Source organism: Aliikangiella sp. G2MR2-5 (assembly GCF_015687155.1).
Taxonomy (GTDB): domain Bacteria; phylum Pseudomonadota; class Gammaproteobacteria; order Enterobacterales; family Kangiellaceae; genus Aliikangiella.
Genome location: NZ_JADPQF010000001.1, coordinates 388,079 through 410,207, shown reverse-complemented (window position 1 = coordinate 410,207; position 22,129 = coordinate 388,079). Strand labels below are relative to the sequence as shown.

20 protein-coding genes are annotated in these 22,129 nt (G+C 43.0%); 8 read left to right on the top strand and 12 right to left on the bottom strand.

Translation table 11 applies throughout. The annotated features are described in order from the left end of the window. Nucleotides 1–2: 2 nt before the first annotated feature. Together rpsP and ffh are read right to left on the bottom strand one after the other, a co-directional pair. Nucleotides 3–248: a 30S ribosomal protein S16 gene (gene rpsP, locus IYN84_RS01750; protein WP_196137444.1), complete on the bottom strand. Its 246-nt coding sequence runs from the start codon at nt 246–248 to the stop codon at nt 3–5. Nucleotides 249–467: 219 nt separating this feature from the next. Then, nucleotides 468–1,841 (bottom strand): signal recognition particle protein, encoded by a 1,374-nt coding sequence (ffh, locus tag IYN84_RS01745; RefSeq protein ID WP_196137443.1) that lies wholly within the window; start codon nt 1,839–1,841, stop codon nt 468–470. A gap of 270 nt (nt 1,842–2,111) precedes the next feature. Between ffh and IYN84_RS01740 the strand changes: the two genes are divergently transcribed. The 3 genes from IYN84_RS01740 to IYN84_RS01730 all read left to right on the top strand — a co-directional run bounded on the left by IYN84_RS01740 (nt 2,112) and on the right by IYN84_RS01730 (nt 4,765). Beyond that, on the top strand, nt 2,112–2,900 hold the full coding sequence (locus IYN84_RS01740) for an inner membrane protein YpjD (protein WP_196137442.1): 789 nt from the start codon (nt 2,112–2,114) through the stop codon (nt 2,898–2,900). 93 nt (nt 2,901–2,993) lie between these two features. Continuing rightward, nucleotides 2,994–4,277, top strand: a complete 1,284-nt coding sequence (locus IYN84_RS01735; RefSeq protein WP_196137441.1) for an HlyC/CorC family transporter — start codon at nt 2,994–2,996, stop codon at nt 4,275–4,277. Nucleotides 4,278–4,489: 212 nt separating this feature from the next. Then, nucleotides 4,490–4,765, top strand: coding sequence for a DUF6316 family protein (locus tag IYN84_RS01730; RefSeq protein WP_196137440.1), 276 nt, complete (start codon nt 4,490–4,492; stop codon nt 4,763–4,765). Between the two features lie 90 nt (nt 4,766–4,855). On the opposite strand, the gene IYN84_RS01725 is transcribed toward IYN84_RS01730, so the two are convergent. The 6 genes from IYN84_RS01725 to IYN84_RS01700 form a co-directional block, all read right to left on the bottom strand. After that, nucleotides 4,856–6,004: a DUF3570 domain-containing protein gene (locus IYN84_RS01725; RefSeq protein WP_371734721.1), complete on the bottom strand. Its 1,149-nt coding sequence runs from the start codon at nt 6,002–6,004 to the stop codon at nt 4,856–4,858. Continuing rightward, on the bottom strand, nt 5,991–6,224 hold the full coding sequence (locus IYN84_RS01720) for a DUF4266 domain-containing protein (RefSeq protein ID WP_196137438.1): 234 nt from the start codon (nt 6,222–6,224) through the stop codon (nt 5,991–5,993). The genes IYN84_RS01725 and IYN84_RS01720 overlap by 14 nt, the downstream gene beginning before the upstream one ends. A gap of 8 nt (nt 6,225–6,232) precedes the next feature. Next, nucleotides 6,233–6,730: a TlpA disulfide reductase family protein gene (locus tag IYN84_RS01715; RefSeq protein ID WP_196137437.1), complete on the bottom strand. Its 498-nt coding sequence runs from the start codon at nt 6,728–6,730 to the stop codon at nt 6,233–6,235. Between the two features lie 102 nt (nt 6,731–6,832). Beyond that, on the bottom strand, nt 6,833–7,531 hold the full coding sequence (locus tag IYN84_RS01710) for an outer membrane beta-barrel domain-containing protein (protein WP_196137436.1): 699 nt from the start codon (nt 7,529–7,531) through the stop codon (nt 6,833–6,835). Beyond that, a complete protein-coding gene (locus tag IYN84_RS01705) occupies nt 7,501–8,274 on the bottom strand; it encodes an outer membrane beta-barrel protein (protein ID WP_196137435.1) in 774 nt (257 codons plus the stop codon). The genes IYN84_RS01710 and IYN84_RS01705 overlap by 31 nt, the downstream gene beginning before the upstream one ends. A gap of 44 nt (nt 8,275–8,318) precedes the next feature. Beyond that, nucleotides 8,319–10,997: a hypothetical protein gene (locus IYN84_RS01700; protein ID WP_196137434.1), complete on the bottom strand. Its 2,679-nt coding sequence runs from the start codon at nt 10,995–10,997 to the stop codon at nt 8,319–8,321. Between the two features lie 590 nt (nt 10,998–11,587). Here IYN84_RS01700 and IYN84_RS01695 point away from each other — a divergent pair. Genes IYN84_RS01695 through IYN84_RS01680 form a run of 4 tightly spaced genes read left to right on the top strand, consistent with a single transcriptional unit; the run spans nt 11,588 to nt 17,586 of the window. Next, a complete protein-coding gene (locus IYN84_RS01695; RefSeq protein ID WP_196137433.1) occupies nt 11,588–12,841 on the top strand; it encodes a DUF1585 domain-containing protein in 1,254 nt (417 codons plus the stop codon). Nucleotides 12,842–12,843: 2 nt separating this feature from the next. Then, the gene (locus tag IYN84_RS01690; RefSeq protein WP_196137432.1) at nt 12,844–15,351 is read left to right on the top strand and encodes a LamG domain-containing protein; all 2,508 of its coding nucleotides are present in this window, start codon (nt 12,844–12,846) and stop codon (nt 15,349–15,351) included. 22 nt (nt 15,352–15,373) lie between these two features. Further along, nucleotides 15,374–17,008, top strand: a complete 1,635-nt coding sequence (locus IYN84_RS01685; RefSeq protein ID WP_196137431.1) for a general secretion pathway protein GspF — start codon at nt 15,374–15,376, stop codon at nt 17,006–17,008. Between the two features lie 20 nt (nt 17,009–17,028). Further along, on the top strand, nt 17,029–17,586 hold the full coding sequence (locus tag IYN84_RS01680) for a hypothetical protein (protein WP_196137430.1): 558 nt from the start codon (nt 17,029–17,031) through the stop codon (nt 17,584–17,586). A gap of 29 nt (nt 17,587–17,615) precedes the next feature. Here the strand turns inward: IYN84_RS01680 and IYN84_RS01675 are convergent, their stop codons facing one another. The 4 genes from IYN84_RS01675 to IYN84_RS01660 form a co-directional block, all read right to left on the bottom strand. Continuing rightward, entirely contained in the window at nt 17,616–18,938 is a 1,323-nt protein-coding gene (locus tag IYN84_RS01675; RefSeq protein WP_196137429.1) for a hypothetical protein, read from the bottom strand. Between the two features lie 88 nt (nt 18,939–19,026). Beyond that, nucleotides 19,027–19,734, bottom strand: coding sequence for a DNA polymerase III subunit epsilon (dnaQ, locus tag IYN84_RS01670; RefSeq protein ID WP_196137428.1), 708 nt, complete (start codon nt 19,732–19,734; stop codon nt 19,027–19,029). 66 nt (nt 19,735–19,800) lie between these two features. After that, nucleotides 19,801–20,232: a ribonuclease HI gene (rnhA, locus tag IYN84_RS01665; protein ID WP_196137427.1), complete on the bottom strand. Its 432-nt coding sequence runs from the start codon at nt 20,230–20,232 to the stop codon at nt 19,801–19,803. Between the two features lie 103 nt (nt 20,233–20,335). Then, on the bottom strand, nt 20,336–21,076 hold the full coding sequence (locus IYN84_RS01660) for a methyltransferase domain-containing protein (RefSeq protein WP_196137426.1): 741 nt from the start codon (nt 21,074–21,076) through the stop codon (nt 20,336–20,338). Nucleotides 21,077–21,253: 177 nt separating this feature from the next. Here IYN84_RS01660 and gloB point away from each other — a divergent pair, with 177 nt between their 5' ends. Continuing rightward, nucleotides 21,254–22,036 carry a hydroxyacylglutathione hydrolase gene (gene gloB / locus IYN84_RS01655; RefSeq protein WP_196137425.1) on the top strand — a complete coding sequence of 261 codons (783 nt, stop codon included), beginning with the start codon at nt 21,254–21,256 and terminating at the stop codon, nt 22,034–22,036. The last annotated feature ends 93 nt before the right edge of the window (nt 22,037–22,129 follow it).

Sequence of the window (22,129 nt, the reverse complement as noted above, 5' to 3'; positions counted from 1 at the left end):
AATTAAGCAGCTTTGCTTTCTTTAATTAGCTTTTTAACTCGGTCGCTTAATTGCGCGCCTTCACCAAGCCAGTGTTCAACACGAGCTTCGTCAACGCGAATACGCTCTTCCTGACCTGTAGCTACAGGGTTAAAGAAACCAACACGCTCGATGAATCGACCGTCACGTGAACTACGCTTGTCAGTTACAACCATGTGGTAAAAAGGGCGCTTTTTAGAGCCACCGCGAGCTAAACGTATGGTTACCATGCGTTATATTTCCTCTAAAATCTTAATATTTTTCCGGGAAAAGCCTGGCAAATGTTATAGCCTACACCGGCCCCGGTTCACAAAGGACGCGCATTTTATCCTTAAAAGGCTGTTTTGGGAACCCTTTTTAAAGCTAAAATTCGTGTTTATTACTGAATTAGCAAGCTTTGCCCTTATTTATAATCAAAGCCTGCTATTTCAAAGCGTTCTTAAAGCGACTTAACGCCCCATTGGCGGCATTCCGCCACCCGGCATCATTCCTTGCATGCCACGCATCATTTTCATCATGCCACCCTTTCCTTTGAGCTTCTTCATCATTTTCTGCATCTGTTTGAACTGCTTCAGGAGCTTATTAACAGCCTGCACATCGGTACCGGAGCCAAGCGCAATACGGCGCTTTCGCGAACCTTTTATCAAGTCCGGATTCGTTCTTTCCTGCGGCGTCATTGAATTAATGATGGCTTCCATTTGAACCGTCATCTTATCATTCACCTGATCTTTTGCTGCTTGAGGGATATTACCCATCCCGGGAAGCTTATCCATTAATCCGGTCAAGCCCCCCATATTTTTCATCTGCACCAGCTGCTCACGGAAGTCTTCGAGGTCAAACCCTTTTCCTTTAATAACCTTTTTGGCCAGTTTCTGGGCTTTTTCCTTATCAACTTTACGCTCGACTTCTTCGATCAATGAGAGCATATCGCCCATGCCGAGAATTCTCGACGCAATACGCTCCGGATGGAAAGGCTCAAGAGCATCCAGCTTTTCACCAACCCCGATAAACTTGATTGGCTTACCGGTGATATGACGAATAGAGAGTGCCGCACCGCCACGCGCATCACCATCAGCTTTAGTCAAAACCACACCAGTCAAAGGTAAGGCTTCGTCGAAGGCCTTGGCAGTATTTGCCGCATCCTGGCCGGTCATACTATCGACGACAAACAATGTTTCAGCAGGCTTCACCGCGGCGTGTAAAGCTTTGATTTCATCCATCATATCTTCATCAACCGCCAGTCGTCCGGCAGTATCAAGAATCAAAACATCAGCAAAAGTCTTTTTCGCTTCTTTAATTGCGGCATTGGCAATATCTATTGGTTTCTGCGAGACGTCACTGGGAAAGAAAGCTGCTCCGACTTCTTCTGCTACTTTTTCCAGCTGATCAATCGCTGCAGGACGGTAAACATCAGCACTGACTACCATAACCGACTTCTTTTCGCGCTCAATTAGGTAGCGAGCCAGCTTGGCGGTAGACGTTGTTTTACCCGCCCCCTGTAGACCGGCCATCAAAACCACTGCAGGAGGAGTTGCTTTTAACTCCAGAGACTCATTTGCCTGACCCATGGCAGCGATCATTTCATCGTTTACAATTTTGATGAATGCCTGACCTGGCGTCAGGCTGGATTTGACCTCTTTACCTAAAGCACGATATTTGATCTTGGTTATAAAGTCTTTCACTACCGGTAAAGCAACATCTGCTTCCAACAGAGCCATGCGCACTTCACGCAGGGTTGCTTTGATATTGTCTTCGGTAATGCGTCCTTTACCACTAACCTTTTTCAATACACGGTTTAGACGATCACTTAGATTATTAAACATTCAAAAATCCTAAACTTAAGGTCCAAGTACACTATTTGGCGGCTATTATCCTCTATCCGGCGTGCAATCGCAAAAACTTCCGCCCTCGCCGCTCTACTTGCTGCTGCAACCTTGATATCTAATCACGACAAAACGACAGAAAAGCGCCCGGAATCAATCTAATGCTTGAGATAGGTCACTAATTGAAACTGCTTTTCTCACTCCAAAAGGTTTACACTAAATCTTGCCTGGTTGATAATAACCCCATGTTAATTATTGGGTTTTAGCCTTTTGATTATTTTATTGGAAGTTGCCAGTATACTGATTTATCTGGCCATTTTTGTGTACACATGGCGTAATCTGACTGCCGGCAGAACATTAAGTAACTATACCGTCGTTGCACTGATTATTGCATTGCTTGCGCATGGTTTTCTCTGTTACAAGCTGATTGATGGCGGGCAAGGCCAAAATTTAAGCTTGTTTAATATATTTAGTATGACCACCTGGCTCGCCATGTGGATGGTATGCTGGAACCTGATAAAACACCGGGCTCATTCACTTTTGTTGGTCACTCTGCCCATTGCAGCTATATCTATTCTCGAAGCAACTTTGCTCAACAGAAGCAATATCCTTATCCTGGAAGGTAAGCCTCTAAATTTACTACATATTTTTACCGGAATAGCGGCTATGAGCATACTTTTGTTATCAGCTCTTCAGTCTATTCTGGTGCTTTATCTCGACAGAGGGCTTAAACACCATCCGGCCAATATCCACCAATGGCTCGGCCCTCTACAGGGAATGGAACGATATTTGATTCAACTTCTTACTGTAGGCTTTATTTTCATGTCTATTTCGTTGGCATTAGTTATCTGGTTACCAATGGAGTTGAAATCAAACCAGGCGATACATAAGGTTGTACTTACTGTAGCCTCGTGGCTGGTATTGTCAGTATTGATGTTTGGGCGATATGTACGTGGATGGCGTGGAGTTTTTGCCGCACGCTGGAGTCTGGTGGGAGTTTTACTGTTACTGACCGGTTATTTTGGCAGCAAACTGGTTTTAGAGTATATTGTTAGTTAAATTCTGTGATAAATTCCGTTTTTGCTAGTTTTTTATCAAAATGAAGCAGAATAAACCGATCAACCTAGATTACAGCATAGAGCCTTTACTGCATTGGACAGCATTTCGACGACGACCTTATCGGTCATTTTATTCATCCTGATTTTACTCTCAGCCTTTTTCTCAAGTTCAGAAACGGGAATGATGTCTCTCAACCGCTATCGATTGAAGCATCTGGCAAAAAATAAAAACAGAGGTGCCCTGCTAACCCAGAAACTTCTTAAACGCCCGGAGCGGTTGATCGGATTGATTCTGATTGGTAATAACTTTGTCAATCTGTTGGCTGCATCCATTGCAACCGTTATCTGTATTCGCCTCTGGGGTGAAATGGGCCCTTTGATCAGCACTCTGGGTTTGACATTCATTGTTCTGGTATTTGCAGAGGTAACCCCGAAGACACTCGCAGCATTACATCCCGAAAAAATTGCCTTTCCAGCGGCTTTTATCCTGACCCCGATGTACAAAACACTGTTTATTCTGGTGATTGGATTAAATGCAATTACAAACGGATTGTTGAGATTAATCGGAGTCAAGGTTGATGGCAGAGACGGAGATAATCTGGACTCCGATGAACTTAAAATCATTGTGAATGAAGCTGGCGCATTAATTCCGAAAAGACACCAGAAAATGCTTTTGAGTATTCTCGATCTTGAGCAGGTCACAGTTGAAGACATAATGATCCCACGCAATGAGGTTGCCGGGATTAATATTAACGAGCCAATGGATGCTATTTTAAAGCAGTTAAAAACAGCAGTTCATACCAGACTTCCTGTATACAAGGATGAAATTGATGAGATTCAGGGATTCCTTCATGCGCGACAAATCATCAAATTGATTGCCAACAATGAGGACTCATTAACCAAGGAAGATCTGTTAGCGGCAATGACTCCGGTCTATTTTATTCCGGAAGGTACGCCGCTAAACACCCAACTACTCAATTTTCAGCGCAAGAAAATACGCATAGGTCTCGTTGTAGATGAATATGGAGACATACTGGGATTAGTTACCCTTGAAGATATATTGGAAGAAATAGTTGGGGAGTTCACCACTGACTTTGCCGATTCCAGCAAAGATATCCAACAGGATGAAGATGGCAGTATTATTATTGACGGTTCTGCAACAGTAAGAGATATCAATCGCACACTCGACTGGTCACTACCAACTGATGGCCCTAAGACTCTTAATGGACTAATTCTGGAGTATATAGAATCAATACCACAGGCTGGCACCGGATTAAGACTGGCTGGATATCCCATGGAAATACTTCAAATCAAGTCAAACATGATAAAAAGTGTCCGTGTATGGCCAGAACTATACGTAGAACCTCAAGAAAGTTAGGCTGCCTGTACCTTAGATAGGGCGTTACCGTAACCTGATTGCTATATATATAATTTAAGATTATTAGGATTTTTTTGTTCTAACAAGCGAGTTTTACTTGAACTAACAGGAATTTGTAAGCTATTTTTAACTTTAGCTGTATAAAAACCGCTCAAGGCCTGCTGCAGTTCGGTTATGTTTTGCTTACAGACTTAAGAAGGATGGTAATCAGGATGTCTCAATATTCTTATCGCAATGGTGAGCCTGAGGCTCACGAGTTTTCCCGATCAGGACGTTTTTTTAAGAATAACGGTTACTGGTTTTTTAAGACTCGTGAGGGGGTAGACTATGGTCCTTATTCTGATCGGGTAGAATGTCGCTACGCCTATAACGAATTTATCGAAATGGTTTCCAGCCACATTGAACTAGGAAGTGTGCCGATTGATTTCGGTGAAACCGAAAGTGAAAAAGCTCGAGATTGGCGAGTCCCGAAAATAGACTTCAATTAACAATCGCATGCGAAAACAGTAATACAAAAAAGCGGCTTGAAGCCGCTTTTTTGTATTACATTTTCACTCTACTCAAGCCTGACTAAAGAGCTAATAAAAAACAGAAACAAAGAGCCTGATTACATTCGCATTATAGCTATACAGCGGTTCGGTTCCCGGAGTAGCTGAAACTCGTAAATCCCTGAAATCGTCAAAATCAAACTGAATATGATCCAGGCTTAAGTTAACAATATACTTATTCAAATATCGCCAATCCTTTAACTCTTTTTCGTAGCTCGCGCCAAAACCCAGGGTAACGGAGGAAAAAGTACTCATTTCCTTGTCTCTTGCACGAAAGTTCTGCTCATCTATTCGTTCAAACAGGTCACTATAAAAATCCGCACGGTCTTGCTGATAAAAGCGCAACTTTCCGTCGAAAATCCACTCGTCTTTATAGGGATGCACATATTCGACCGAGAATGTGTTTGCATTGATACCCCATGTATCAGCAAAGCGCTTAGCTTCGAGCTTAACTGCAGCACGATAGGGAAGATAATACATCCCTCTAATGGCAATCGCATCACTGGTACGAGTATCGGGATAAACTTCATCTTGATAACTGTATCCAGAACCAACCGAAGGATCCAGGTACCGAATTGCGCGATAAGGATTATTCAGGTACTGTCCCTGGTCGGTAACAGTTTCCCAGGACAGCGCCAAAATACTATTTTTGGTGATAACCTGGGTTACACCCAGACGAAAATTTCTTCTATCAGCATCATATTTAAAATCATCTTCATCACGCTTACCAACTTCATCCCAACCTTGTGAGTAACCTAGAGTTAAAGTAGTCAGATCGCCGAAGAAGTCTTGCGATACATTGAAGTGTGCCGACCTCGCAGAAAAGTCGTTTTCGTCACTCGCAGTATAGTTAAAGCTCATGATAGTTTTATCATGTAAATAGTCAGCACCAACACTCTTTTCTATTCTTTGCTCTGTGTAGGCACTTGCAGTGGTAACAACATCAATCGACGCACTGCTAACATTATCTACATAATAGTTCGCCGATACAGATACCTTATCCTTGATCGACTTTCTAACCAGAATTGAAGGTCCCTGAATAGTTACTCCGCCACCATCGTAATAATGATATAGAGCATCCGCACGGTCTTCAGGTAAAACCGCAGAATTTGAATCCAGACAGAAAAAAAACAGGCTGAATCCAGATAAAACGACAGCGAGTCGGCTAATTACAGCCACAGCCACCTCCAGCACTACCTTCAGCACCTCTGGCACCTTCCCTTGCCTGATATACATGGTGTAAATAGTTATCAGACACAGGTGCGCGGCTGAACGCCATTATGGGGTCCGCCAGATTCTGTCTCTCGTAGGGTTTAACCCAGGGTTCTATTGAAGAACAGCCACTAAGTAATACTATTGCAGCGCCTACAATAGAGCGTATTATGAACTTTGGTTTCATGCGGATTATTACTCTCTCATCAATTCCTTGATCATTTTCTTATACTTATCTTCGTCACCTGGCTTATAACCTGCGTGAACAAACCGAACATTACCATCGCGATCAATAAATGCTGTACTCGGCATTGCAGAAACACTATAAAGCTCACTCACTTTGCTTTCTGGATCATAAAGCACAGGAAAATCTACCGGTGTACCTTTCAAGTACTCTTTGGCCTTTTCGGATTTACGGTCAACATTTATTCCTAAAACAGTGAACCCAAGCGCTTCATATTTTTTATGGATGTCATTCAAAATAGGCATTTCCTGACGACATGGACCACACCATGATGCCCAGAAATTAAGTAATACAACACTACCACGCATTTCTGAGAGGCGCACATTTTCACCACTGCGACTTTTCAAAGTGAAATCAGGAGCTGGAATTTTCTTTTCAGCCAAAACTGAACCAGCACCGCCAATCAGTAAAATTGCAACTAAGCTTCTTATCCACTTTATCTTTAACATTACCTTTGGTCCTATAGTATCTGTATTAAATTCACTTTACAGCAAGCATCATACATCAATGAAGTTGCTTAACTGTCTTATTGATAAGATTATAACCGGCTATCAGAAAAATATTGTGAATCCTGTAGAGAATTCCAGATCGTTTGCCGTTTTTGCACTACCGAGTAACTCAATATCATAGAAGTGATCTTTCAGCTGAAAATGAACTGAAAACCAGTCATTGAAAAGTACCTGATAGCCGCCACCAAGGGTGACACTTGAACGATTATCTCCAGCAAACTTGGTACTACCAAGTCCTCCCATTAAATAAAACGAGCTGGTAAAAGCCAGATCTCTCCCTATAAATCCTTCGCCTGGTAGAACATTAAATCCTAGAGCGACATTATAGTGACTATACTCTCGCTGCTCTTCCGTCAGCAGAACAACATTGCCACTCAACCTCTCAAAACTACTTTCGCCAGCAGTTGCTTCACCGTAAGCTGCAGTAATGAAAAAATCTTCGGTTACATGATATGAAGCAGAAAGAGTAGAGATTCCTGAAGAGCCAAAATCCTCAATACTGATGATCCCGTAGTGAACACCAATTTCCCAGTTTTCATTATCTATCGCATCTCTATCGACTTCTCTGCGCTCAACCTGAGGATCGAAGATCTTTATGTTCGAAAGACCACCATCTTTGTCTTCGCTGCTAGTTTCTTCCTGTGGCTCTTGCGCGTTCGCCGATGGCGAAAGTATCACTGCTGAGCCAAGGCCAAGCACAATGGCTGGTACTAAAAATATACGCTGAATCCTAATTTCCATTCTTCTATTTCGTCGTTATCGTTTCTACTGGTTAATATGGTATGAGCATTATACTCTGCTCTTAGAAAAAACTGCCTGGATATGTAAACCCTCATTCCCACGCCCGCGTGTACCATTTCATCTTCTCTATCTTGTGGCTGGATGATGGTCGCATTTGGAGAAATTTTTACTCGTCCCGTTCCTATTTTCACGTAAGGAGAAAAAGTCCACTCAGGAAATGGCTGATGCATGATATTCAAATTGATAAACTGAATATCTGAAACATTACCCAGCGCCTGTGAAACAGCAATTTCAGTTGAAATATTCTGAGTCCAGCTCCAGCCGCCATACAGAGTCATCACATTAGCGCCTCCGAAATCGCCCGCTAACATCCCTGCTTCAAAATTTCGATCCACAAAACCCTCCTGATCCGGCTTGTTGATCTCAAAGTTTTCACCGCTTGGTGTTAAGGTTCTTCGAAGTTGATCCTCATGTACCCAACCGAGCTTGCTACGTTTTGCAAGTACCTTGTACCATTCTGTTCGTTTTTTGATCAGCTGGATTGTTTGGCCTTTTTCAACGACATGAAAAACTGGATACCCCCGCCCGGGCCCGGTGTGCATTTCGATGAAAGGCTCGGCAATTTCGACAACCTGATAGTCGTCTTCAGCAAGCGCCGAGAGGCTCGCTACTCCAGCCAATAAAATGATGCCCTGCAGGCTCCAGCTCAGAAATCGGCCTGCGGCAATTAGAATTATTCTCAATGTTATATCTATCCCTAAAACTGACAGCCCTATTGAATACCAAATTACTGTGGTACGTCAAAGGGATTATTGTAGTATTGCCCACCGATATCTAACCATTCAGCAATTAGCTTCAACTCCGCCGGAGTCAACCATCCTTGATGAGAGCCTCCTGCATCAAACAATTGAAAGAATCGCTGATTCGCGGTCGCAGAAGCGACATTCATTATCGCCTGCGTTGTAATAGGCACCATGACAGGAATTGGATCACCGTTAGCGTCCAAAATCAGGTTACCATCTGCATCTGTCTCATAAACAGGATTGCCATCACCATCAGTAGCTTGAACTAATTGATCCACCAGAACGCCATCAACTAGCTCTTGTATATTATCGGGAAACAGTAATTCACGATACGAAGTAATTTGATCAGGTTCGTCAACACTTGGTGTGCTGACCAGTTCTAACTGGGCAACTGGAACCTGAGTCTGTCCCATTGAATCCTGATTACTATGGCATCCAGTACAAGTATTATCCTGAATTAGATTCCCCATTCCATCAGTCACCTCTCGGGATAACTCCCACAGTGGTTGTATTGTGTCCAAATAGTTAATTGTAATCCGGCACCTTCCCGCCCATTCGGTTACACAGCCGATATCAGTTGGTGCAGGAGTCAAAAGGTCACTGTATGAATAACTAAAAGACTCATCAGGAGTTCTTACAGCGGGATCTGTCCAGACATCATCAAAACGGATATCAAGCGATAAATCCCTGATACCGTTTAACCGAGACCACACCTCCGCCATTGTCTCACCTTCATCAGCAAATAAGTCAGGGTTAGTGTTTGGAAAAGGAGCTCCGGTTGATGTCGCGCCAGCATTAATTGATTGAGCCTGAGCATCCAGGCGACCATGAGGTAAACTGCTGTCTCTGGTATGACATCCGTTACACTGCTTTACTTCTCCCGCTTTGACGCTCATCCAGTTACTATGGCGGCCACCGATCCTGCGACCGTTTGCATCAAGAACGCTCAGTGAAAATGCAATATCGGCAGGAACTTTAAACATAGCAGAACCATCTGGTTCAACCATGGTATAGCCAACAATGTCTCTCATAAGTTCGGCCTGACTGCGACCAAAATCTGCGCCGTCAAGATCGACCAGATCATCGTCAGGCATAGACACCGGTTTCACAATTCTGATAAATCTGGCCGGCCTGTTCGCAGCTAAAGTCTGTGCAGGATCCGCCAGCATAGAAATACCATTAGGGCTGGTATCGACACCGTCAAAGTCATAAACACTTCGAATATGGACCACTCCCATATTTTCTTCAACAAGCTCGACTTCGGCAGAAAATTCAATATCCTGTATCACTGCCGGTAAATCTCTCGGCCCCATTGCGACAACTTCGTGTGCAATCATACCTTCTACTGGAGTAACTATCGGTAGTTGAGTCCCATCTTGTGGATCATAAATCCATATACCATAGAGTGGCTGTGCTTCTTCGACATCAGGCTCAGCAAGAGCTTCTTCAGTGCAAGGGATAATGATCGGGTTGTCATCTTCATCCACCGCATTCAGACGACATTGTGTCCAGCTAATCAATGTACGGCCACTTCCATCATACAAGGGGTAGACACTGGCAAAACGACCTCCGCTCGAAGGTTCTTCGTCAGTCCTCACATCAAACGGTGTAGCCGATACCTGGCCAGGCCCAGCCATACCTGTTGCAGGAACTGTAGTCTGGTTGATATCGATAAAATTTTCCCAATCGATATAGACTAATTCTCCACCATAATGCGTGGTAGAGTTTGGACGGATTTGAACAAGTAATCGACCGTCTTCAGCTTCCCTTGGGTTTACAAAATCGATAACGGAATCATCCGATCCGGTGTTATGGCTTTCTATTCCATAGAGAATTTCAAGATTGCTGCCGTCCGGATTAACCTGGTACAGATTAATCGAATCACGCGAATAATTATCCCAGCGGCTAAATACTATTTTACCATTAGATAAAACTGTCGGATCAGTATCATGACTTTGATTGAAGGTAATTTGCTTGATTTCACTGCCATCATCATTCATCACGTGTAGCGCTAATGCCTCTACATTTCGATCTTCATCCAGTCCAGCATATTGAGGCTTACCTTCATCTAGCAATACAGCTTTTGCTAAACGTTGTCTGGTTGATGCAAAAACAATTCTTCCGTCAGGTAAATAATGTGGAGCAACATCCTGACCTTCTTCAGCGGTAATATCAGAATCAATGATTCGTCTTAATGTTTGAGTTGCTCGATCATATTCCCATATATTCCAGGTTGGTTGCTCATCATCATCGACTCCCTCAATTTCTGGTGCTCGCATCGCAAAAACCAGCTTGAGTCCATCAAAAGAAACCTCTACATCTTTGACATCATACAGCGCTCCTTCATCAAAAGCTGATGAAGTTATATCCACTTCTGAAGCACTTGGCGTAGCCCTGTCTTTAAGCATCAGCTGCGCGCCAGGGTTAAAGCCAATAGGTTCTCTTAAATCAGAAGGGATCGGCGTACTGTTTCCAGCATCATCCATTTCTTGTGGTAAAGGTCTTGTCACAAAGGCTATTGGAAAATCTACTACAACAGGATCCGCGTCCTGGCCTCCCTGTTCGCTACCAGACTGTTGACCACAGCCAGATAAAAAAGCGACTAATAAGGCACAAAAAGGCCCAAACCTTTTTAATTTCAAATCGACTTCTGAAATCTTCATTCCTGTGCCCTACGAAAATTATGTGGTTAATCTGAATTACCTAAATACAAATGACTTTAACTTTTCAAAAATTTCTTCGCACAAAATAAATAAAAAAAGCTGGCCTTATATCAAAGTTACTAAACACTTCAATTTAGCGCAACTCGATACAAGTTTATGAGTTAACATCAATAGCCATTTGATTTTTAGTGCAATAGCCAAATCAATTTTTATACCGTCGGTACTTTAATGTTTGGCCCTGGCTGAAAAGAATCATACCGAAAATGCAGACTAATTCGTTAATTGAATTAACAGTTTGCATAGTTCATCTTGTAAAACTGGCTAAACGGTTTCTTTTCTCTATTGGACGGTATTATGCACTTCTTCATTATTGATTTCTGTGCAAGTAATCACGAAAAACTTGGAGAAATTTAGCTATGCTAGCCTCTTTATAGTGTTGGCCGTAGAAATAGATTATCACTCAATAAGGATATATTAGCATCAACAGACATCTCATGACGAGAACAACAAACAATAATAACACAAGGCCTTTATTAGAAAACTTCGGATTTAATTAGTTCATTTATAACGAAGTTCACAGGATCAAGAGCATGAAATTGAATAACCTCCATATTGAGCAGAGAAAAAAATTTCTCGTTAAAAAATCGCTCGCAGCCACGGTCGCGTTTGCGATCGGCTTATCCTCTATGACTTCGACAGTTCAGGCTGGAGCAAGAGAACAAGCAAAACGAATCCACGACCGGCTCGCGGGTATTCCACCAACAGAAGCTGTTCTTGATCAAATGGAAGCGTCTATCAATGCCAGCGATCCTGTCGGCGCTGCGTATACCGCAATGGATAATGACAGGTTTTATACAGTAACCTTGAAAAACTGGGTAACCCCCTGGACCAATGAGTCACAAACGGTGTTTGCTCCACTTAATGACTATTCTGCTACTGTAATTGGGATGATTCGAGATGATATCGATATTCGCCAAATGCTGTATGGCGATATCATTTATACGGGCCAGTCAGGAATGGGGCTTCCAGCATACTCTAATAATAGTAATGCGCACTATGAACAAATTGAAATGCAGGCCCTGCCTCTTAGTACAACATTAGCCCAAGCGGCACAATCTAGCGTAACCGGTTTGGAAACAGCTGCCACAGCGGGAATCCTTACCAGTAGGGCATCAGCAAAAGCTTTCTTAATCGATGGAACCAATAGAGCTTTGTTTCGATTTACCCTGATCAACCATATGTGTGATGATCTGGAGCCACTTAAAGATATCGAACGTGCTGCTGACAGAATTCGTCAGGATGTTTCTCGCAGTCCCGGTGGTGACAGTCGTATCTTTATGAACTCCTGTTATGGCTGTCACGCAGGCATGGATCCTATGATCCAGTCTTTTGCCTACTATGATTATGACTATGACATTGAGGCCGATCCCGAAGGAGAGAGTGGGCGCCTGACATACAATAGTGCCGGAGTAACAGATCCAGAAACAGGTACGCGTGTCGTCTCAAAATATCACAATAACAAGTTCAACTTTCCACCCGGTTTCATTACTGAAAATGACGACTGGATAAACTATTGGCGTAAGGGCCCTAACCAGCTCATAGGGTGGGATTCTAGTCTTCCAGGCAGCGGCAGCGGCGCCAAATCCATGGGCCAGGAACTGGCGCACAGTGATAAGTTTGCTCAATGCCAGGTGAAAAAAGTGTTTGAGAATGTTTGTCTGAGACGGCCCGTCGATAGTAGCGACAGAGCGCAAATTGAATCAATGGTCAATTCATTAAAAACTAACGGATATCAGCTCAAGCGAACCTTTGCTGAATCAGCCGTTTATTGTATGGGAGAATAGCAATGCGATTAATGGAAAAAATCACTATTCTTCCGGCAAGCTATAAAGTAGCTATTCGAGCAGGACTATTAAGCGCTTCAGCTGTTCTGATTTCAGCATGTTCTGGAGGAGGTGCCGAGGTAGAAGATAACCCACTGGTTATTGACGAGCCCTCCTCTAACTATTCAGGTCCACCGCCTGCTACAGATGACGTCCAGGCATTTAAACTAAATGTGTGGGACAACTTGTCTGCACAAAACCGATGTGGAGAGTGCCACGGAAATGGTCAATCACCGGAATTTGTTCACCTGGGAGACGTCAATATTGCCTATGCTGAGGCAAATACAATTGTAGACCTTGACAGACCAAGTGAGTCTAGGATGGTAACTAAGGTTGCAGGTGGCCACAATTGCTGGCTGAGTAGTGACTCGGCCTGTGCAGATACCATCACCAGCTATATTACTGCCTGGGCAGGCGGCGCCAGTGGTGCGAGCACTCAGATAGAGTTTACCGCCCCGCCAATCAGAGATCCGGGAGCAACTCGCTCATTCCCGGAGTCTCCAGCACTATTTGCAACAACAGTTTACCCATTACTTGATCAATATTGTTCCGGTTGCCACGATGAAAGCTCACCAAATCCAATTTCACCATTCTTCGCCAATGGTGATCGCAACACAAATCCCAACGAAGGTATTGATTCTGCATATGCCGCGGCCAAAGCCAGAATCGATCTCGATACAGCTGCAAATTCGCGATTCGTCCAACGCCTGAGAAGTGAGTTTCATAACTGCTGGAGCGACTGTGAAAGTAACGCCAATGAAATGCAGGCAGCAATAGACGCCTTTTCAAGCCAAATCCCCTTGACTGAAATAGACCCGAATCTATTGATCAGTAAATCTCTATTTTTAACAGACGGTATTGTTGCCAGTGGCGGCGGAAGGTTTGATTCTCATGTTATCGCTATGTGGAATTTTAAAACAGGTCTAGGAAACACTGCTTTCGATACCAGTGGTGTTGAGCCTGCCATCAACCTTAACTTGCAAGGCCAATATAACTGGGTCGGTGGTTGGGGTATCCAGATCATCGATGGAAAAGCACAAGGCTCGACCAGCTCAAGTAAAAAGCTACATGATCTAATAAAATCCACTGGCGAATATTCGATTGAAGCCTGGGTTGCACCAGCCAATGTTACCCAGGAAGGTCCGGCGGTAATTGTAGGTTATTCTGCAAGTACCAGTGAACGTAACTTCACTCTGGGTCAAACCATGTACAATTATGAATTTCTCAATCGAAGTAGCGAAACAGATGGAAATGGTGAACCATCTTTGTCTACGGCTGATAACGATGAAATCGTTCAAACCGCACTACAGCATGTAGTTGCGACTTTCTCACCTACAGAAGGCAGAAAACTCTATGTTAATGGAGAGCTAGTTGCCGAAGAGCAGGTAGAGTCAGGCGGCAACCTGAATGACTGGAATGATACCTATGCTTTTGTATTAGGACAGGAAGCATCAAATTCACGCCTGTGGCAAGGTACCTATCGCATGGTTGCAATACATAATAGAGCCTTGTCAATGGAGCAGGTAACACAGAATTTCGATGTTGGTGTTGGCGAAAAATTCTTTATGTTGTTTAGTATTTCTCACCTAATCGACATGGAAGAGTCATACGTGGTTTTCGAAGTTAGCCAATGGGATAGCTATGGTTATTTGTTCGATAAACCCTTTTTCCTCAACCTGAATGACCAATCTATTCCCGATAATATTGATATGGAAAAAATCAGAATTGCGGTCAACGGGAAAGAAGTGAAGAACGGTCAAGCCTACAAAAATTTATCTTTGGTTCTTAACAGCTCTGAGTACACACCAAAACTGGGTCAAGCTATATCAAGGTTAGGAACGATAATCGCTTTGGAAAAAGGTACGACATCCGACGAGTTTTTCTTAACTTTTGAAAAAATCAACGGAGCAGAAAATCCGTTTGTGGAACCACCCCCTCCTTCCCCTTCTACACCTGTCGACTTACCGGCACGTCCTGAGTTTGGGGTAAGAGACTTCTATGAAATACATGCGACACTATCGAAAATTACCGGCATTAGTATGGCACAAACTGATGTTGCTCAAACTTACGAGAGAGTCAAACAACAACTGCCGACTTTGACTGATATCGACTTTTTCAGCAGTGCACATCAGATGGGAATAACACAGCTTGCCATAGAGTATTGTAATGTTCTAATTGAAGATACTAGTGCAAGAGCCAGTTATTTTCCCGGTTTCGACTTTGGGTTACCGGCCAGTCAGGCATTTGATACTCAGGCGGAAAGAAACCTGCTGCTAGATCCTCTGATTTTAAATGCAGTTGGTACAAACCTGTCTGTGCAACCAACCGATGCAGATATCAGAACTGAACTAAACACTCTGATTGATAACCTAACGGCTTGTGGTGGAAGTTGCGCAGCAGACCGCACTGAAACTGTGTCCAAAGCGGTTTGTGCAGCGGCAACCGGCAATGCAGCCGTGTTAGTACAATAGTGGTAATAATGGAGCAAGTAAGATGAAGAAGCTGACAAAAGAACAACTACTTAATGCACCATTGTTGCATAATAATCACAAGCGCCCAGTTACTCGAAGAGACTTTATCGGCCAAGGATTTCTCGCGGGAACAGGGACTATCTTAGGTCCATCTTTATTATCAATACTGACCGGCACTGGAAATGCCCACGCGGCGCTTTCTACCGAGTTAGAGAATATGAAAGTGGCTTGTGGCCTGGACGTAGCTGGAGCAGATAAAATCCCTTTCATCTGTTTTGACCTTGCTGGTGGCGCCAATGTTGCGGGCTCCAATGTGCTAGTTGGTGGTCGTGGCGGACAGCTTGACTTTATCTCTTCTGCCGGTTACGCAAGACAGGGGTTGCCCGGAGACATGGTTCCCTCAGTCGTTAACCCACAAACGGGACTTTCAGATTTTATCAACACAGATTACGGCCTGGCATTTCACAGTGACAGTGCTTTCTTGCGAGGAATACAAGATAAAAGTACAGCAGAAACTGCAGCCAATACCAATGGAGCAGTTATTCCCGCTCGCTCGGATAATGATACTGGCAACAATCCGCATAACCCTATGTATGGGCTCAACCACTATGCTACCAGCAATTCGGGTTTAGTCTACGGAGAGTTACTCCCCTTAATTGGTTCGCAGAATAGCGACTCGGGCGGTAACTCCATGTCGCCAGCTTCAATGATTGATTTAACTTACCGACCAACCAAAGTTGATCGACCGAGTGATGTAACCGGTCTAGTGGATGTTGGTGACCTGGTTGGACTATTGAGTCAACAGGATGCGGTTCATGTAATGGAATCAATGGCAAAAATCTCGAATCACAAGCTCAACCAAATGGGCTATGGTCCTCTTTATCCAGCTGACCCGGCTCAGGCACACACGATCGGTAAACCAGTCAGCTGCGGTTACGTCAAGAGTGCCGATCTTGCCGATCGTTTTGGCGACCCGACATCACTTGACCCTTCAATCGACCCTGACATAGTTGGACCGAGCGGAATCTTCACTCAGGAAGAATTTGATTCAGATTCTGAGTTCAGAAAAACCGCTTCAGTAATGAAAATGGTACTTAACGGCTATGCAGGCGCTGGAACTATCACCATGGGAGGATATGACTATCATGGACAAGGCCGCTCAACAGGAGAAGTTCGAGATTTTAGAGCAGGTCGCTGCATGGGAGCCTGTCTTGAATACGCCAAGCGACTCGGAAAGCCGCTGATGATGTACGTTTTTAGCGATGGTTCAGTGAGCAGCAATGGTGTGGTTGATAACAGCGAAGAAGGTCGGGGCAAGTTTATGTGGCAGAGCGACAACTCTTCAACCGCAGCCTCTTTCTTTATGGTTTACAACCCCGATGGCAGAGCCCAGCTCATTGGCGGCACGCCAGATGAACAGGCAATACATCAACAAATAGGCTATATGCGAACCGATGGCTCAACAGAGACTGCAAGTTCACCCGCAGCTAACAACCCTAATTTGCTGGTTGAAACTGTGATACTCAATTATATGGCGCTTCATGGTGAACAAAACCAGTTTGAAAGCTTTTTCCCTAATCACGGCTTGGGAAGTTCAGGTTTAAGAGACAGTTTGACTGCCTTTGAACCTATCGTTAATGGTACTATCGGAGGCTAGTTTAATTAGCTTCCGATAAAATGAATTACACAGAAACTCTCGACAAGGCTTTATCGTTCATTAGAGAACTAGATTTCGATAAAGCCCTTGCTCTTTATTATCAACTACTCGAAGAGCACCCTGGAGATATCCAGCTAATCAAACGCATTTACCCAATTGAGAAAAAACGTCCACATAGTGACGGCTTCGAGCGTATTTCCAAGCGTATCTTCAGACTTAAGAGCAAGCAACCAGAATGCAGGCAATTACTTGAGCAGGCATACATTGATTTTCTCTCTGCCAAGCGCCCTTTGCCGACCGACGACTTTACCATTTTAGGTAATTTAATGATTCAACTACCTTTCAAGCGATTTAAAAAAGAGCTGGAAAAAATTCATTCAATTATTAAGAGTCAACATCCTAATCACCAGGATACTCCAAATTTACTTATGCTTTACTGTGAACGACTTATTGAAAATAGTCACCTGATCGAAGCTAAACAGGAGCTTAAATACATGATGACTTACTATGCAGAAAGCAGTGCTGGTCGTTGGGCAATCAACCAGCGGAAACTTGTTGAAAACTTGATAAGAAAGTAACTTTCGACAGTCATAGGTATGACCAGAACTCACGGTATTGTGTCTAAGTAAGTCTGAGCCCTGTCAATAGCCTCTTGTTCCCCTCCTCGTTCAACAATAGTCGCGAGAATAACTTTTGCTTTATCACCTTTATTCGCAAACTCATTCAGCAACTCAGCGTAAACTTGATAGAGCCTTTCCCAACCAGGGACATATGGTTTTTCATCAATATAACTTTCTATCGCTTCACAGGCCGTCAAGAACTGTTTTTTGTTTTTCATTTCCTGAGTAATTGCGGTTAGAACATCAATCGATTCTATATGGTATTCTAGATGTCTGGCCTTTAGTTTATGAAAAAAGTCTGCGGCATGACGAGACTTATTATGCTGAATTAAATTAAGAAAATATTTATCTGCAATTTTTTTCAAAAAAGAATTCTTTTCTTCCACAGCATAAAGCAAAATTAGTTTTTCACTTGCCTTATAGTCAAGCGGATTATCAGAAATTTTTGCTAATAATATTTTTCTCGCGTCTTCAAATCTTCCCTCCTGCAACATGATGTCAACCTCAGCCATTGCGTTAGTTCTTGCATATGGAATCTGTTCTCTGATACTGCGACGATTAATCGTAAAGTTCAGCTCTTTATGATATTGATAAACCAGGTAGCCAGCCATCAGAAATACTGATAAAACCAGATAGAGAATTAATAAATTTAATATCAGCGCCTTTAAAAAGCCTCCCGAATCTAGTGCTAATTCAAACGACACGACGGACAGGTATGTAGCTAAGCCTATAGCTCCATAGAGCACAAAATAGGCACTACCAAAGCAACGTATTATGTAAATTATCTTGACGGGGTTCAACATTTCCTTAATCGATTTTTCCATCATCAGAATGATACATGCGGCGGGAAACCCCAAAGCGAAAAATGCTGCAAGCGCAAAGGCAATTAGTGGTAAAGAGCTGCTCAACTTAGCCACCAGCAACACGATAAAAACATAGGCAAAAAGCAACTTCAAAAACATGCTTTTGTTTTTAAACTTAAGAAAAGCTGACAATTTAACATTCAATTTATCGCCACTGGCAACCAACTCCATGTTGCTAAACAGATACTCGATAACGGGGATAAGCGAGAGTAAAAAAAGAATTGCTCCAATTTTGCCAGTAGGTAAAAGAGAAAACACAAATGCAAAAATAAAAATAAAACTTAATTGACTAACAGCAAATGGCAATTGAAGTAAATGGCCAAGCCTCCGCCAAAAAGGAGGGATTTTTTCTGCAATACTTAATGACTGAAGGCTGCGACGACATAGTACACATTTAGGCAAGTACTCATTTTCTGGGTGTGGTGCACATGTATTGCAAAATTTCACATTACAGGTTCGACAATACCAATGGGCATATTCCTTAGGGTGATATTTACAAAAGTCCGTCATAGATAAAATATTTTTATTAATTTTGTTATTGCCAGATTAGCTTATCCCCGCATGTTTTTTTCATTTTTTCCAGGAATTCTCGGTGAGCAGCTTCCTCTTCTGAGCTTGCAGTCAAGACTTTAAATGCTTGACGATTCTTCGATAAACGACGAATTCCACCATCATCTTTTGGCGCACTATAGTAGTCCTGCTTCTGAATTAAACTCAAGTCAGTCTGACCACCTGTCATTTGAAGATATACATCCGCCAAAATCTCAGAGTCGAGTAAAGCGCCATGCAATTCACGATGTGAGTTATCAATACCGTATCTTTTACAAAGCGCATCCAAACTATTTTTTTGTCCAGGATGCATTTGACGAGCTAGTACTAATGTATCTAGTACTGTACAGTGTTCCTCGAGCTTACCTAGTGAGTTATTTAATAAACCAAGCTCATGATTCAGGAAGCCGACATCAAAGGGTGCATTATGGATTACCAGCTCAGCGCCTTTTACGTACTGCATAAATTCTTCGGCAATATCTTCGAAAAATGGTTTGTCTGCGAGAAACTCATTGGTAATTCCATGAACTTCTATCGCACCATCATCAATTTCTCGTCCAGGATTAATATAGACATGAAAATGATTTCCGGTAAGTCGCCGATTAACCAGCTCGACACAACCAATTTCAATGATTCTATGTCCCCGGGTGGGTTCAAGACCCGTAGTTTCTGTATCTAGTACAACCTGTCTCATCTTTACTGTCTACTTCTTGACTATTTGCTTTTGATTAACATTATTTACTTAACTGGCATGAGCAAATTACAGCTCATCGATACCTCTATTAGCCAATTGATCGGCAATCTCATTTTCAGTATGTCCGCTGTGACCTTTCACCCATTTCCAGGTAACCTGATGGCGTTCATTCTGTTCATCAAGCAACTTCCATAAGTCGGCATTCTTTACCGGTTTTCTTTGCGAGTTTTTCCAGCCCTTTGCTTTCCACCCGGTTAACCACTCAGTAATCCCCTTTCTCACATATTGTGAATCAGTAGTTAATACCACCTGGCTCGGATTTTTAATTTGTTGTAGTGCCTTAATGGCCGCAGTGAGTTCCATACGATTGTTGGTAGTTTCCTTTTCTCCACCATATATTTCTTTCTGGTGCTTGCCTGCTCTAAGTAAGGCCCCCCATCCGCCAGGCCCGGGGTTACCACGACACGCTCCATCGGTAAAAATTTCAATTTTACTCAAAAAGGATATTCCCTGAATTTCATGCTTAGAATAACAGGCAATTTATCACAGATTGCCTGAAAACGGCAGTAGAGGCTCCACTTAGCAATAAATTGTTCGCTTTTTAAGAGCCTCCAAGTCGCTTAAACCAATGTTCTACCTGGGAACGTACACTTGGTTCCGCTAGCCTGGATGGGACAAGCTGTTTATTTCGTCTCCAGCTCGGACGGATGGGTGTTAAAGTAGATACTTTTTTCTTCGCTATAATGATGTAATAACTACAAAATAGATTGCAAAAGGACTGCCCTATTTTTTTGAGCCAGTTGTAAAATATTCCTTTTTGTAAGCGATCATTAGTGGCGCTGACATTGATCAGCCTTTCAGACTCAAACCCAAGCAGGTTGAACCAGTCATCTATTCTACGCCTACTAATATCCCGCTCGATAGCATTCGGCTCGTTACGCCACTGCCAATAACGTTTGCGGAGTCCTTTCCAACTAAAGGGATTACGTCCAACGATTATCGCAGTACCTTCGGGGATAAGAACACGTTCTACTTCTCTAAGAATTTGATGGGGATTCTCGCTATTTTGCAGAATATTGGGCAACACGACCAAATCTATTGAGTCTGAAGCAATAGGCAGCTCTTCGAAGCTCGCTACAAGATCGAGGCCAGATTCATCATACCCGATTAAAATCTGATGCTGAATTGCAAGGTTGTCCCTGCATATTTCATGGGCCAAATTTGAATAAAGTAATGCGTGGTAGCCAAATATTTGAGCTAGGTGCTCTCTTAACTGGTCCTGGATTATACGGCGGTAATGACTGGAAATATGATTCCAGTACTCAAAGTTTTTGGGTGACATAAATGCCTCCTTACTCAAATAGGAAACCAAGCTTTGACTAGCTTGACTAATCCTTACCCCACCGAAACAATTGGTAGTAGTAAAAAGCTGACTCGTGCTTAAGCTATTCGCATCAACTTGCCAAGTCCGCTAAAATTGGCTCACCTTATACACTATTAATGATAGCGCAAGAAACTTATGTTCTCCATCACTCCTGTACCCGCATTCAATGATAATTACCTATGGGTTTTACATAACTCCAAGCATGCACTAGTAGTTGATCCAGGTGATCCGGTACCGGTTATCCGCTATTTGACAGAAAAGAATCTAAAACTTTGCGCCATTTTAATAACTCATCATCATGCGGATCATACCGGAGGAATGGCAAAACTAAGTAATGAATATAAATGCCCAACTTATGGACCCGAAAACGACCCTGTAGCTAACTTGGACCACGCACTAGTTAATGGCAATACCATCGAGATTCCAGAACTTGAGTTGGGCTTCAATATTTTGGGGGTACCCGGACACACACTGGGTCATATCGCATATTACTCTGACTCTGCAACCTTGCCCGGACCAATTTTGTTTTGTGGCGACACCCTGTTTTCAGGCGGTTGCGGTCGTCTATTTGAAGGTAGTCCTGAGCAAATGTGGGACTCGCTCCAAAAACTCCGCGCTCTTCCTGACAGCACACAAGTATTCCCAGCCCATGAATATACACTGGCAAACCTGAAATTTGCTCAAGCCGTTGAACCCAAAAATAAAAAACTTGCAGACTACTTGATAAAAGCTCAGCAAACTCGCTTACTGGGAAATCCCACATTACCCTCAACAATAGAGCTCGAAAAGCAAATTAACCCGTTTTTAAGAGTCAATGAGGATACAGTAAAAATGGCGGCGGAACTCCACTCAGGACACTCTCAACTGGAAAGTACCGAGATATTCTCGGTAATTCGTCAGTGGAAAGACAATTTTTAACGCTTTTTAACCAATTTGTGAGCCAGAATTTGACATGATTGAGTATTAAAAATAACATTTGACGCGCTTAAAGCTTTTGAGATTATTTTCGCA

What these genes read in the sequence shown, in the direction of transcription:
- IYN84_RS01715 (WP_196137437.1), bottom strand. Translation starts at nt 6,730, where the DNA reads ATGTTAAAGATAAAGTGGATAAGAAGCTTAGTTGCAATTTTACTGATT.
- IYN84_RS01700 (WP_196137434.1), bottom strand. Translation starts at nt 10,997, where the DNA reads ATGAAGATTTCAGAAGTCGATTTGAAATTAAAAAGGTTTGGGCCTTTT.
- IYN84_RS01730 (WP_196137440.1), top strand. Translation starts at nt 4,490, where the DNA reads ATGTCTCAATATTCTTATCGCAATGGTGAGCCTGAGGCTCACGAGTTT.
- IYN84_RS01695 (WP_196137433.1), top strand. Translation starts at nt 11,588, where the DNA reads ATGAAATTGAATAACCTCCATATTGAGCAGAGAAAAAAATTTCTCGTT.
- IYN84_RS01685 (WP_196137431.1), top strand. Translation starts at nt 15,374, where the DNA reads ATGAAGAAGCTGACAAAAGAACAACTACTTAATGCACCATTGTTGCAT.
- IYN84_RS01680 (WP_196137430.1), top strand. Translation starts at nt 17,029, where the DNA reads ATGAATTACACAGAAACTCTCGACAAGGCTTTATCGTTCATTAGAGAA.
- IYN84_RS01710 (WP_196137436.1), bottom strand. Translation starts at nt 7,531, where the DNA reads ATGGAAATTAGGATTCAGCGTATATTTTTAGTACCAGCCATTGTGCTT.
- IYN84_RS01690 (WP_196137432.1), top strand. Translation starts at nt 12,844, where the DNA reads ATGCGATTAATGGAAAAAATCACTATTCTTCCGGCAAGCTATAAAGTA.
- ffh (WP_196137443.1), bottom strand. Translation starts at nt 1,841, where the DNA reads ATGTTTAATAATCTAAGTGATCGTCTAAACCGTGTATTGAAAAAGGTT.
- dnaQ (WP_196137428.1), bottom strand. Translation starts at nt 19,734, where the DNA reads ATGAGACAGGTTGTACTAGATACAGAAACTACGGGTCTTGAACCCACC.
- rpsP (WP_196137444.1), bottom strand. Translation starts at nt 248, where the DNA reads ATGGTAACCATACGTTTAGCTCGCGGTGGCTCTAAAAAGCGCCCTTTT.
- IYN84_RS01660 (WP_196137426.1), bottom strand. Translation starts at nt 21,076, where the DNA reads ATGTCACCCAAAAACTTTGAGTACTGGAATCATATTTCCAGTCATTAC.
- IYN84_RS01720 (WP_196137438.1), bottom strand. Translation starts at nt 6,224, where the DNA reads ATGAAACCAAAGTTCATAATACGCTCTATTGTAGGCGCTGCAATAGTA.
- gloB (WP_196137425.1), top strand. Translation starts at nt 21,254, where the DNA reads ATGTTCTCCATCACTCCTGTACCCGCATTCAATGATAATTACCTATGG.